Here is a 13,758-nt window from a genome sequence, read left to right as displayed (position 1 = left end):
CATATAAGTTAACAGATCGAATTATATCTATAGGGGGGAAATTATGAAAAGTAAAAAGTTTTTATGTACAGCGCTTTCAATAGTTTTAATTTTAGGATTAATAGGTTGTGGGGCAAATACATCAACAGATAACAATACAACAGGAAAAAAAGTAGAACAAATAGAAGAGGTTGTTAAAAAGGATGGAGGCACAATGGCATTTTCTGCTAATACTGATCCTACTTGTTTAAATCCATTTTTTCAACAAAATAGAATTACGTTCACTGTGAATAATGCCTTGTTTGATCCATTATTTATTGTAGGTAAAGATGAGACAAGATATTATCTTGCAGAAAAGATGGAAGCCTCAGAAGATAAACTTACATATACAGTTAAATTAAAAGATAATTTAAAATGGCATGACGGACAAAAAATTACTGCTGATGATATAGTTTTTACAGTGAAAGCCGTACAAGATGAAAAAAATGGTATTGGAGACAGAGAATCTTTTGTAGTGGATGGGAAAAATATTGATGTAATTAAAAAAGATGAATTAACAGTTGAATTTAAACTACCACAAGTATTTGCTCCTTTTGATGCTAATTTAGGTTCATTAAGACCAATACCTAAGCACATATTTGAAGAAGAAAAAGATTTAGCTAAATCTGAGAAGAATGATAATCCTGTAGGTTCAGGTCCCTTCAAATTTAAAGAGTGGAAAAAAGGTGAAAGTTTAACCTTAGAAAGATTTACAGATTATCATGGAGGCAAGCCTCACCTTGAGAATATAGTATACAGAATAATTCCAGATAAAAATACTTCTAAAATTGCTTTTGAAAATGGAGAGGTTAATGCAACTTATGTAACAGAAGAAGAACTTGAAAAATTCTCTAATGACGATAGATTTACTACAACTTCTTTTGAAGAAGGTATGTTAAGTTATATGATATTTAATGAAAAAAATGAAAACTTAAAGAAAAAAGAAGTTAGACAAGCTATTAGTTATGCACTTAATAAAGAAGAAATACTAAAAGGCCAGTATAAGAACTTAGAAAATACGGCAATGGCAGATTCAATTTTAGCACCTAGCACTAAATATTATACTGAAGATGTACCTAAATATGAATATAATATAGAAAAAGCAAAGGAGCTTATGAAAAGTGCTGGTGTTGAGAAATTGAAATTAAATTTTCAATATGATGGTGATAAAGATACAGTTATGATTGTTCAACAACAATTAAAAGAAATAGGTATTGAGGTTGAACCAGTGCTTATAGATGGAAATGCTTTCTTTGGTAAACTTGTAGGTGAACAAGAGAGAGATTTTGATTTAATATTAAATGGATATGTTATGGGGGTAGACCCTAACGGATATGCCAGTGCCTATACTACTGGTGCAATGTTTAATGCCATGAGTTATTCAAATAAAGAAATAGATGATTTATGGAAAGAAGGGGCAAAAGAAGCAGATGAAGGTAAAAGAAAAGAAATATATGAAAAAATACAACAGGGTATAGCAGAAGATGCAGCAATATATCCAATACAATATACAAAATCATTAATTGCTATAAGCTCTAACTTTGGTGGGGTAGAAGAAGCTAAGACAGTACCTATATACATGTTTGAAGATTTATCTAAGCTTTATATGATAGAAAAATAATCTAAATAAACTTAGAATTAATAATGGACAATTGGAACAAAATTAAGTTTCTATAAAAACAGATTAACTCCTTAAAAATTAAGGATTAATAATTAAGAATGAAGGATTTAGGAAAAGTTCACCCTTAGTGAATTTTTTAAAATAAAATTTATTCTCAAAAACTTCAAAAGTCTTAACCGTGAAGTTTTAACCATAATTCTTCATTCTTCATTCTTAATTTTTCATTCATAGAAAANNATTAAAATCATGTATAAGTTGAGCTTTAATTGTAGAACCCTATATGATTGTCCATTGTTAATTGAATAAAGACATGGAGGAAAATACTATGAAGAAACATATATTCAAAAGAGTATTAGAAGCTATTCCTATGCTATTATTTATTTCCTTCATATCATACATATTGATGAATTTAGCTCCAGGTGATCCAGCGCAGGGGTTTAGAACACCTCAAATGTCAGAAGAACAAGTAGCTATAATTAGGGCAAGCTTAGGATTAGATAAACCAGTTTTTATTAGATATTTTTATTGGCTTAAAAATACTTTAAGGGGAAACTTAGGTTATTCTCTTATAACTCATCAGCCAGTAGCAAAGGAAATTTTATCAAGACTTCCTGCTACATTAGGACTTATGGGAGCATCGATGATTTTATCTATATTGATATCAATTCCATTAGGAATGTATACAGCTTTTAATAAAAATAAATTTGTAGATAATGTTGTTACTGCAGTAAGTTATATAGGAATATCTATACCAAGTTTTTGGTTTTCAATGATACTTATAACTATATTTGCATTAAGGCTTCGATTACTTCCTAGTGTAGGCATGAGGACCATAGGTGTTAATTCTTTTTTAGATATTTTAAAGCATGGTATATTACCTACAATAGTATTAAGTTTTCCAAATAGCGCAGTTTTAACTAGATATGTAAGGTCAGCTACTATAGGAGAGCTTCAAGAGGATTATATTATTACAGCTATGGCAAAGGGAGTATCAAAGAAACAGATTTTATTTAAACATGTTATGAAAAATTCATTGATTCCTATAATAACTATATTGGGTATGAGTTTACCATCTTTAGTATCTGGAGCTTTTATAACAGAAACTGTTTTTGGATGGCCAGGTATGGGAAGACTCGGAATTAATTCTATATTTTCTATGGATTATCCAGTAATTATGGCAATAACTATGATGACATCTATAATGGTGATTTTAGGTAATTTAATAGCAGACTTATTGTACGTAGTAGTTGATCCTAGAATTAAGGCGGTGGGACACAAGTGATAGAAAGCAGATTTAAATCCAATTTTAAAATACAAATGAAAAAAAATAAGTTAGCAAAATTTTCACTTGTATCTATTTGCATAATTTTTGCATTTTCCATACTTGCTTTTTTATCTCCATATGATCCCAATAAGATAGATATATTATCTAAATTTCAAGGACCAAGTATTAAACATATTTTTGGAACAGATGAACTTGGAAGAGATTACTTTACAAGAGCATTATATGGAGGGCGAGTATCTATTATGGTAGGTATACTCTCTATGGGTGTATCTATAATAATTGGAACTGTTGTAGGTGCAATTAGCGGTTATATAGGAGGATCTTTAGATTCAATTATAATGAGAATAATTGATATGCTTATGTGTATTCCTGTATTCTTCTTAATATTAATTACTAATGCTTATTTGTAACCTAGTATAGTAAATACAATAGTAATAATAGGAGCTTTTGGATGGATGGGAATAGCAAGAATAGTAAGATCAGAAACTTTATCTTATAGAGAAAGAGAATATGTTTTTGTTGCAAAATCTTTGGGAGCCAGCAATTGGCATATAATTAAAAAGCATATTATACCTAATGTATTGCCAACGGTTATTGTGGCATCAAGTATTAATATAGCTGATGCAATATTAACAGAGTCTGCACTTAGTTTTTTAGGTCTAGGAGTACAGCAACCTATGGCTTCATGGGGAAGTATGCTTCAAGCAGCGCAGGCTAGAATGACAGATAAAGCTTATCTTGCAGTGTTTCCAGGACTTTTAATATTGATAACTGTACTTAGCTTTAATGTTTTAGGTGATGTACTAAGATCAGCACTTGAGCCTAAAATGAATGATATATAAATTACATGCAATTGAATATAGTAAAATAGCGTAACTAAAACATCATTAATCCCTCTGACAATAAAATAGTTAGTACAAAAATTAAGATTACTTAAAACCTTAAATAGCATCTTATATATTAAAGCATAATCCCTAATGCTTTATTGTATCCTGAGAATTCTTAATTTAATTAATATATTTGTCATTTATGAATTTTAGATTACGCTTATTTACCCTAGATGTAAAGTTTTATATCTAGGGTTTTATTCAATTCACAATAATGTACTGTGAATTGTAAATTAGATAAAGTTGTGCATTAAACTTTATGGTAGTTTTAAAGCGGTTTATAATAAATATATATTTAAGAATTTATTAAGGAGAGATTATCATGGGAGATATGGGAATTAGAAGATATGGAGTTACTATAGGAGAGCTAAAAACAGGTAAAAATAATTTAATTACTGATGTTGAAGGAGTGAAAGTAGGACATGTTACTTTAAATAAAGATAGAATTAAGACTGGAGTTACTGCTATTCTTCCACATGAGGGCAATATTTTCAGGAAGAAAGTTATGGCATCATCCTATATTATAAATGGATTTGGTAAAACTATAGGAACTATTCAAATAGAGGAACTTGGTAATATTGAAACTCCAATATTGCTTACTAATACTTTAAGTGTAGGAGCAGTAAGCGAAGGTTTAATAAAATATATGCTCAGCAATAATGCTGATATTGGAGATACAACAGGTACAATAAATCCAGTGGTTTGTGAATGTAATGATGGATATTTAAATGATATACGACAATTGGCAATTAAAAGTGATCATGCTCTAGAAGCTATAAAAAATGCTGATGTAATTTTTGAAGAAGGTGCTGTAGGGGCAGGAACAGGAATGAGTTGCTATGGATTAAAAGGAGGTATAGGTTCATCATCAAGAATTATAGAATTGGGTGATAAGGAATATACTCTAGGAGTATTAGTACTTTCTAATTTTGGAAAGAAAAAAGATTTAATAATTAATCATAGAGAAATAGGAAAAGAAATCTATGGCCTTGGAGAAATGGAACAAATAGATAAGGGATCGATAATAATAATAATTGCTACTGATATACCTTTAAATGAAAGGCAACTTAAAAGAGTTTCTAAACGAGCAGTTGTGGGATTGGCGAGAACTGGGTCTTATGTTGGAAATGGAAGTGGAGATGTAGTAATTTCTTTTACAACTGCTAATAAAATAAATCATTATGAGGAAAAGCTTATAACTTCCTTTGGAGCGATAAATGAGGAGAAGATGGATTTAGTTTTTAGAGCAGCTACAGAAGCTGTTGAGGAAAGTGTTTTAAATTCTATGGTTTATGCAGAAACAACAGAGGGAAGAGATGGACATAAGAGATTTTCAATAAAAGATTACTTAAGATAATTAATGATTAAAGTTAATAAAAAATTTGTAATAGCAAAGTGAACTAGTTCACTTTGCTATTAATTTTCCATTTTAGAGATTATTTTATTTATGGTATCAAAACTATATGATAATTCCTTCAATTCTTCTTCAGTAAATTGAGAAAACTTTTCTTTTAGCTTTAGTGCTGCAAGTGCTTTATGATTTTCTACAAAGTCAGCACCTTTTTCAGTAAGTGAAATTTGTATAATTCTGCGATCCTTTTCTCCAGGGATTCTTTCCACTAAATTTTCACTTATCAACTTATCTATAAGTGGCGTTAAGTTAGATTTATTTATAGATAGTCTTTTCGATATTTCAGACATAGCTAAAATTCCAAAAGTATGTAGTAAAAATAATATATTGCATTGAGAAGTTGGTAAACATTGATTATTTTCAAAGTCTCCAATTTTAGAAAATTTTTTTATAATCAATGGAAAAATTGAAAGCATATTTTCTGCAATGACAGTTAATTCTTTGTCATCCATAAACATTACTCCTAACTATAAGATAATTACAATTAAATTATAGCACGAATTTATAAAGTTGTTAGTTGAATTTATTAAAAATGATGGTAAAATAGTTATGAAAATATAACAAAATAAATTATCAATTGATGGAAGAGAATGAAATATATTGATAACTTTATATTACGGGAGGATAAGGAATGAAAAGAAGAACTATAATAGGTATTTTGATAGTAGTTTTAGCTTTAGCGGCTACCTCATTAACTATGGCAAAGAAAAAAGAAGGAAAAGTTCCAGAAGTTAAAACTATATCAGTGGAAAAAGGAGAAGTTAAATCTTATTTAAGTACTACAGGGATTATATCTTCAAAGAAAGTCAAAGAATACTATGGTCCTCAATCAAAGGTTTCAGAAGTTAATTTTAAAGTAGGAGACAAAGTAAAAGATGGAGATGTAATAGTATCTTATGATATGGGAAGTATTGATGCAGAATTTAATGGTACTATTACAGAAATAAATGTTTTAGAGGGTACTATAGGAAATATGAACCAGCCTGCAGTAGTGGTACAAGATTTAGATAACTTAAAAATAGAAGTTGGTCTTGGCAAATTTGATGCACACAAAGTTAAAGTAGGACAAAGTGCTGAAGTAAAATTTAACGGAAAGAGTTATAAAGCAAAAGTAGAACATGTAGATCCTATAGCTAAACAACCAATATCTGTTATGGGAAGTGGAGAAACTACACTAAAAGTAGAACTAAGTATTTTAGATAATATAGAGGGATTGATGGCAGGATTTGATGTAGATGTCAATATACTTTTAGGAGAGAAAAAAGACATTATAAAAATACCAGCAGAGGCTATAAAATCAGATAAGTCAGGTAAAAATTTTATTTATATATTAGAAGACAATAAGGCGATAGAAAAAGAAATTAAATTAGGATTAGAGTCTGATATGGAATCTGAAGATTTATCAGGTATAGAAGGGGGAGAAAAAATAATATTAAATCCTAATAACATTAATAGTGGTGATGAGGTAAAGGCAGAGGTAGAGGAGGCTAAATAATGCTAGAAGTAAAGAACGTTGAAAAAACCTATGCTCAAGGTGATATTAGCTTTAAAGCCTTAAAGGGAATTACTTTAAAGGTTGGAAAAGGTGAGTTCACTTCTATTATGGGACCTTCTGGATCAGGTAAGTCTACATTCATGAATATACTAGGATGTTTGGATAGGATGGATTGTGGTACTTATTTATTAAATGGGAAAAATGTATCTAACTTAAGTGATAATGAATTAGCAATTACACGAAATAAAGAAATAGGCTTTGTATTTCAAGCTTTCAACTTACTTCCTCGTATGACAATATTAGAAAATGTAGAACTTCCTATGGTTTATGCTGGAGTGCCGCTTAAAGAAAGAAGAGAAAAGTCATTGATAGCACTTGAGAAAGTAGGGCTTTTAGATAGGATTAAACATAAACCTACTGAAATTTCAGGTGGACAAAAACAAAGAGTTGCAATTGCACGTGCAATAGTTAATAATCCAGCAGTGATTATGGCAGATGAACCTACAGGAAACCTTGATTCTAATTCTACTAATGATATTATAAAAATATTTCAAGATTTAAATGATGAAGGTTCAACTATAATAATGGTAACTCATGAACCAGATGTAGCTCAATATACTAAGAGAATTGTAAGATTTAAAGATGGTTTAATTGTAGATGATGAGATAGTAAATAATAGGATAATACTTAATAAACCTAGAATCGTAAAGATAAACGGAGAGGAGGCTTAATATGAACTTTATAGAAAATTTTAAAATGGCTGTAGATAGCATAAAGGCTAATAAGCTAAGATCTTTTCTAACTATGTTAGGGATAATTATAGGAATAAGTTCAGTTATAGCTATTCTATCTTTAGGGGAAGGTGGAAAATCCTCTATAACTGGTGAATTTGAAAAAATAGGATCTTCCACAGTAAGCATAAAAGTAAATTCAAATGAGGCTACTATGTGCGATTATTTTAATGATAATGATATTAAGCAAATAGCTGAGAGAGTTAATACAGTAAAATATATAACTCCTTCTTCCTATAAGATGGGCAATATATCCTCAGAAACAAAATCTAAAAGAGCATCAATTTCAGCAGGAAATCAGGATTTAGCTTTTATTCAAAATGTAGAAATGGTTCATGGACGATTTTTTAATGAGACAGAGTCTAGAGAGGGAAAAGCTGTGATTGTTTTAGATGAAATAGGAGCTAAATCTCTTTTTGGATATACGGATGTAATAGGAGAGTATGTTACTGTAGGTCCTAAAGCATCTGCTAAGAAAGCAAGGATAATTGGAGTTACAAAAAGTTCGCAGATGATGTTTATGGCAGAAAATGAGGATATGCCTATTATGAGCATGGTTCCACTATCATTTCTAGAAAGTTTATATCCTACAGATTTTGTCATAGATACCTTATATATTATGGCTGATACAAAGGAGAATGTTGAANNCTAGCAGGAAATAGTGCAATTAACGTTTTAAAGAGTAGGCATAATAACCGAGATAGGGAAGTTTATACTGCGGAAAGCCTTATGAAACAATTAGATCAAGTAAATGAAGTATTAGGAATATTTACAGGATTTATATCAGCAGTGGCAGCTATTTCATTATTAGTAGGTGGTATAGGAGTTATGAATATAATGCTTGTATCTGTTACCGAAAGAACCAGAGAAATAGGCATAAGAAAAGCGATAGGTGCCACAACTAATACTATACTCCTTCAATTTCTAACGGAATCTGTTATAATATCACTTTTAGGTGGAATTATAGGAATGATATTAGGAATTGCAGCAGCATATGGACTAGGTAGTTTTGCAGGAATAGCTCCTGTATTATCGATAAAATCCATAATAGCAGTTATAATATTTTCTTCTTCAGTAGGAATTTTCTTTGGGATTTATCCTGCAAGAAAGGCAGCCAAGTTAGATCCTATTGAAGCATTAAGATATGAATAATGTAGAGAACTAAGAATATGAATTAAGAATAGAATTAGGCATCTGAATAAAATATACTAGCATATAAACTAGTTATTTTTTCAAGATGCCTTAATTACTTTTAATTTTAAATTATAAAACCGTGACTATTAGCCACGGTTTTATCTATAGATTTAATGACAACCAAATCTACCATTTCTGCTTAAAGACCCTCTATTCATAATTTTATTACATTCATCTATTCTATATTGAAGGTTTTCTTTTATTTTATTTCCTTCTTCTTCAGAAATTTTACCATCTTCTATAGCTTTATCTACAGCTTTAGTTTTTTCTTCTAAAATTTGTTTTCTATATTTTATATCTACGTTGTCAAATTCGTTAAGTAACTCGTCGTTATAAACATCTTCCTTTGTTGATAAATCTTGATAAGTTGAGCTATTGGCCTTAGGAATATCATAATCTTTATTTGATAAACTGCTTGCATAAGCAATAGATGTAACCCCTAGTGACAGTGTTAAAGCTGTTATTACTAAAATTTTTTTATTCATAAACAATCTCTCCCTTTATTATAAATTTTGAGTACATCATATCAATAAGTTGTGAAGAAGTTATGTAGATAGCTAAATTACATAATATATAGAATTAATTAATGTTCTGAATTTAAAAAAATTACTAAGGGCATTGGTAAAAAATTATAGATATGCAAATGAAAAATAGTTCATAAAATAGTAAAACGAATATTAGCTATAATGAGGGGAGGTATAGTATGAGAAGAAAAAATACAATTATTTTATTTATAATATTGATATTTTCATTTAACATTTTTCAGGTTTATTCTAATACAGTAATTAAATTATGCTTTAGGGATTTATGGCTTGAGAATCACAAATATCTTAACCCTATAGATAGTTCCGAAAATATTTATATAATTATTGATAATAAAGGTTTACTTAAATTTCATCAATATAATATTAATAATGATGACAGCATTAACATTACAATACCAAAGAGTTCTAAGTTTATTATATCTCTATATGAAAATTCAACTATAACTGCTAAATGGGATATTATTAATGAGTTAAATCCTAATGTAATAAAATTTATAGAGTATAAAAAAATAAATCCATTTGAAATTAATCCCAAAAAAAGAGAAGGTCAATCGAATAGTAGGAAGTTTATGTATTTTCAATTAGGAAATGAAGGGGAAGGGATTATAAATTTAGGATATAAACATATAGATGAAAATGAAGATAATTATTATACTAAGGTAAGATTAAATATAAAGATAAACTAGCAATACTAAAATATAAAATTTTTTATAGCAGAAAAATATTTGTATTTATCTATGGAAAAAGTCGTGATTTTATCACGACTTTGATTTATATGTACCTTTCTTTAGTATATCTATATATGCTTTAAACTCTTCGAGTAACATGCTTAGTTGACTTAAACCTTTATCTGGCTTGCTCTTAAAAGCATCTATATGCTTATTAGCCATTGCTTCTATAAATACATAAAGTAGATTTATGGCTTTTTCATATTCAATGTCATCCCTAAATTTAGAGATATCTATTTTATCTTTAAGTGTAGCCATAGCTGAATTTATAATATCAACTACTTTATTACTAAATTCTCCTTTGAGTTCATCTGGAGTATTGTAGAAAGCATCAAAAATAAGCATATACATTTTGGGATGTTCAGATGCAATTTTCACTTTCTGCATAAGAACATCTGTTATTAATTCAAAGATATCATATTTGCTTTCAAGTGTATTTAAAGATAAAAGTTCAGACATAACATTCTGAGTATAGTGCACTGTATGAATATATAGATTTTTTTTATTACCAAAATAATGAAATATAAGACCTTTAGAAACTCCTGCATTTTTCATTATTGTATTAGTAGAAGCTTTGCTATAACCTTTTTCACTAAATTCGTCAATTGAAGCATAGATTATATTATGCTTTTTATCTTCTGATAGATTTGTTTCTCTCAATACCATCATTCCTTTAACAAATTAGTTATATCCTTTCTTATTATAAATAAGATATGTGAAAGTAACAAGGAGTATAAAAATAAAGGTATTAAAGAATATACATTTATAAAATAATTAAATAGCTTAATTTGTGACTTATAATAAAAATTATGTTTGTGATAAAAATATTTTATTTAGGGTATTATTATATAGATATGCCAGATCTAAAACTAGTATATATGGAAATAGTTGGAATATGTTAGCGTTATAATTGAAACTATTGAATTCACAATTCACGAAAAACAGATTAACCCCTTAGAAATTAAGGATTGATAATGAAGAATGAGGAATTTAGGAAAACTCCAAAATATTTGGCTGTGGAGTTTTAGGCATTTAAATATTATACTGAAAATAGTGAATTTAAAAAAAATTCAATTTATATATTGAAATTTAGTAGTTTTTCTAATAAACTATTATAAAATAATATATAATGTATTTGATATTGTTTACATTTGTGTTAAAGTTAGTTTATACATTTAAAGCGTAATATTTTGTATACTAATTCAAAATAAATGTGCTTAATAGTAAGAAATTTTTTTATTTAAAAAATTTGCAATATTGTAAATTTAAATATTCTAGTTTATATTCAGAATATTTTATATTGTTAGAGGGAGGTAGTTGAGATATGAGAGAGTTTAATGTTTTTAATTATAATAGATATGGATAATATTGTTTATATTTATTTAATAAAAAGTTTTGGTTTTTAAATATTTTAAAAGATTTATCCTACAATTAATAGGATAAATTAGTCCAATTTAAAGAATCTAATTAAAGGAAAAGGATAAAAATATAATTTTATTTAATATTTTAATAAAATATTAAAAATTATATTTGGGTGATATTATGGAACAAGCATATTTATTAGGAATTGTAGGCGGGGTGCTTGCAATAATTTTCGCGTTTTATTTAAGTAAAACAATTGTTAAAGAGAAAAAAGGAAATGAGAGGATGACAGAAATAGCATCCTATATAAAAGAAGGCTCAATGGCTTTTTTAAGAAAAGAATATACTTATTTAAGCGTTTTTATAGTTATAGTTGTAATTTTACTTAGTATATTTATAAATTTCCAAACTGGTATATCATTCTTATGCGGAGCTATATTTTCAATTTTAGCTGGATATTTTGGAATGAAAATAGCTACATCAGCCAATGTGAGAACAGCAGAAGCAGCAAGGCATGGCATAGGAAAGGCATTATCTATTGCATTCTCTGGTGGGGCAGTTATGGGAATGAGTGTTGTAGGATTAGGAACACTAGGAATTTCAATAATATATTTAGTCTTTAACGGAGATACAAGTATATTAACAGGGTTTGGATTAGGAGCATCTTCAATAGCATTATTTGCAAGAGTTGGTGGTGGTATATATACTAAAGCTGCTGACGTAGGTGCAGATATTGTTGGTAAAGTTGAGGCGGGAATACCAGAAGATGACCCAAGAAATCCAGCAGTTATTGCAGATAACGTTGGAGATAATGTTGGAGACGTTGCAGGTATGGGAGCTGACTTATTTGAATCTTATGTAGGATCAATTATTTCAGCCATAACTTTAGGAGCTGTAGTTTATAAAGATAGTTTAAATGGAGTAGCTTACCCTATAATTCTAGTGTCTTTAGGTATAATTGCTTCAATTATAGGAACTATATATGTTAAAGTTTCAAAAAGCGAAAATCCACAGAAGTCTTTAAACCTAGGCACTTATATTGCTGGTGGATTGTTCTTAATAGGAGCACTGTTTGCTAGTAAAATGACTTTTGGTACCTTGAACAGTTTTTTTGCTGTTGGTAGTGGAATGATTATAGGGATTTTAATAGGTTCATTAACAGAAGTGTATACTTCAGCGGATTATAAAAGCGTAAAAAAAATAGCTGATCAATCACAAACAGGAGCAGGAACTAATATTATTTCTGGTATGGCAGTTGGTATGAAATCTACTATGGGAACAATATTACTAATAGCTCTTGAAATACTAATAGCTTACTTTGTAATGGGTGGAAGTAATAATAGTTCAATGGGACTATATGGAATTGCTCTTTCAGCAGTAGGAATGTTATCAATAACTGGTCTTATCGTTGCGGTTGATGCTTATGGTCCAATTGCAGATAATGCAGGTGGAATAGCTCAAATGTCAGATTTGCCTGAAGAGGTTAGAGAAATTACAGATAAGTTAGATTCTGTAGGAAATACTACAGCTGCAAAAGGTAAAGGATTTGCTATAGGGTCTGCTGCATTAACATCATTAGCATTATTTGCTTCTTTTGCAGAAGCTTCTGGGCTTATGGAGATAAATATATTAAACCCAGTTACTTTAGTTGGAGTACTTGTAGGAGTAATGCTTCCATTCTTATTTAGTGCCTTAACAATGGAATCAGTAGGTAAGGCAGCAAATGACATGGTTAAAGAAGTAAGAAGACAATTTAAAGAAATAGATGGAATAATGGAAGGAAAGAATGCTCCTGAATATTCAAAATGCGTTGAAATATCAACTCATGCTGCATTAAGAGAAATGATACTTCCAGGTGTATTAGCTATAGTAGTTCCTATATTAACTGGATTTTTATTTGGTGTAGAAGCTTTAGGAGGATTACTAAGTAGTGCGGTTGCCAGTGGAGTTCTAATGGCTATAATGATGGCTAATGCTGGTGGAGCTTGGGATAATGCTAAAAAGTATGTTGAGGAAGGACATTTTGGAGGAAAAGGTAGCGAAACTCATAAAGCTGCAGTAGTTGGAGACACTGTAGGAGATCCATTTAAAGATACATCAGGTCCATCAATGAATATATTAGTTAAACTTATGACTATAATATCATTGGTATTTGCTCCATTAATAGCAGAGTATGGTGGAGTATTATTAGAATTTTTAATTAAATAATCATTAAATAATCACGGCATCAAAGCCCCGATATAATTTCGGGGCTTTAAATTTGCATTTTATTAAATAGATTTATATTGAAAAAAGAAGGGAATTTACAATTAAAGTACAAATATATATAGATATACCAGCTCTAAGGTTGATATGTATGTAGAAATAATTGATATTTTTCCTATCATAGTTGGAACTATTAAATTCACAGTTCACAATTCA

10 protein-coding genes and 2 pseudogenes are annotated in these 13,758 nt (G+C 29.2%); 9 read left to right on the top strand and 3 right to left on the bottom strand.

The genetic code is table 11. The annotated features are described in order from the left end of the window. Positions 1 to 43 precede the first annotated feature (43 nt). The 4 genes and pseudogenes from B2W91_RS05835 to B2W91_RS05820 all read left to right on the top strand — a co-directional run bounded on the left by B2W91_RS05835 (position 44) and on the right by B2W91_RS05820 (position 5,168). Positions 44 to 1,639 carry an ABC transporter substrate-binding protein gene (locus tag B2W91_RS05835; RefSeq protein WP_291579356.1) on the top strand — a complete coding sequence of 532 codons (1,596 nt, stop codon included), beginning with the start codon at positions 44 to 46 and terminating at the stop codon, positions 1,637 to 1,639. A 325-nt stretch (positions 1,640 to 1,964) separates the two neighbouring features. Then, on the top strand, positions 1,965 to 2,921 hold the full coding sequence (locus tag B2W91_RS05830; protein ID WP_291579354.1) for an ABC transporter permease: 957 nt from the start codon (positions 1,965 to 1,967) through the stop codon (positions 2,919 to 2,921). 35 nt (positions 2,922 to 2,956) lie between these two features. Continuing rightward, positions 2,957 to 3,766 (top strand): annotated as a pseudogene (locus B2W91_RS05825) (ABC transporter permease). 376 nt (positions 3,767 to 4,142) lie between these two features. Further along, positions 4,143 to 5,168: a P1 family peptidase gene (locus B2W91_RS05820; RefSeq protein WP_291579364.1), complete on the top strand. Its 1,026-nt coding sequence runs from the start codon at positions 4,143 to 4,145 to the stop codon at positions 5,166 to 5,168. Between the two features lie 59 nt (positions 5,169 to 5,227). On the opposite strand, the gene B2W91_RS05815 is transcribed toward B2W91_RS05820, so the two are convergent. Beyond that, on the bottom strand, positions 5,228 to 5,674 hold the full coding sequence (locus tag B2W91_RS05815; RefSeq protein ID WP_291579353.1) for a MarR family winged helix-turn-helix transcriptional regulator: 447 nt from the start codon (positions 5,672 to 5,674) through the stop codon (positions 5,228 to 5,230). 179 nt (positions 5,675 to 5,853) lie between these two features. On the opposite strand from B2W91_RS05815, the gene B2W91_RS05810 reads away from it, so the two are divergent. The 3 genes and pseudogenes from B2W91_RS05810 to B2W91_RS05800 all read left to right on the top strand — a co-directional run bounded on the left by B2W91_RS05810 (position 5,854) and on the right by B2W91_RS05800 (position 8,660). Continuing rightward, entirely contained in the window at positions 5,854 to 6,717 is an 864-nt protein-coding gene (locus tag B2W91_RS05810; protein ID WP_291579351.1) for an efflux RND transporter periplasmic adaptor subunit, read from the top strand. Further along, on the top strand, positions 6,717 to 7,448 hold the full coding sequence (locus tag B2W91_RS05805; protein WP_291579349.1) for an ABC transporter ATP-binding protein: 732 nt from the start codon (positions 6,717 to 6,719) through the stop codon (positions 7,446 to 7,448). The genes B2W91_RS05810 and B2W91_RS05805 overlap by 1 nt, the downstream gene beginning before the upstream one ends. A 1-nt stretch (position 7,449) precedes the next feature. Beyond that, positions 7,450 to 8,660, top strand: a pseudogene (locus B2W91_RS05800) (ABC transporter permease). A 152-nt stretch (positions 8,661 to 8,812) separates the two neighbouring features. Here the strand turns inward: B2W91_RS05800 and B2W91_RS05795 are convergent. Beyond that, positions 8,813 to 9,187 carry a DUF2680 domain-containing protein gene (locus B2W91_RS05795; protein ID WP_291579347.1) on the bottom strand — a complete coding sequence of 125 codons (375 nt, stop codon included), beginning with the start codon at positions 9,185 to 9,187 and terminating at the stop codon, positions 8,813 to 8,815. 218 nt (positions 9,188 to 9,405) lie between these two features. Here B2W91_RS05795 and B2W91_RS05790 point away from each other — a divergent pair, with 218 nt between their 5' ends. Further along, the gene (locus B2W91_RS05790; RefSeq protein WP_291579346.1) at positions 9,406 to 9,933 is read left to right on the top strand and encodes a hypothetical protein; all 528 of its coding nucleotides are present in this window, start codon (positions 9,406 to 9,408) and stop codon (positions 9,931 to 9,933) included. 72 nt (positions 9,934 to 10,005) lie between these two features. On the opposite strand, the gene B2W91_RS05785 is transcribed toward B2W91_RS05790, so the two are convergent. After that, complete coding sequence (locus B2W91_RS05785) at positions 10,006 to 10,635, bottom strand: TetR/AcrR family transcriptional regulator (RefSeq protein WP_291579344.1); 630 nt, start codon at positions 10,633 to 10,635, stop codon at positions 10,006 to 10,008. Positions 10,636 to 11,517: 882 nt separating this feature from the next. On the opposite strand from B2W91_RS05785, the gene B2W91_RS05780 reads away from it, so the two are divergent. Beyond that, positions 11,518 to 13,545 (top strand): sodium-translocating pyrophosphatase, encoded by a 2,028-nt coding sequence (locus B2W91_RS05780; RefSeq protein ID WP_291579342.1) that lies wholly within the window; start codon positions 11,518 to 11,520, stop codon positions 13,543 to 13,545. Positions 13,546 to 13,758: the final 213 nt, after the last annotated feature.

Source organism: Clostridium sp. UBA6640 (assembly GCF_002455975.1).
Lineage (GTDB): Bacteria > Bacillota > Clostridia > Clostridiales > Clostridiaceae > Clostridium_J.
This window is presented reverse-complemented; position numbering and strand designations above follow the sequence as displayed.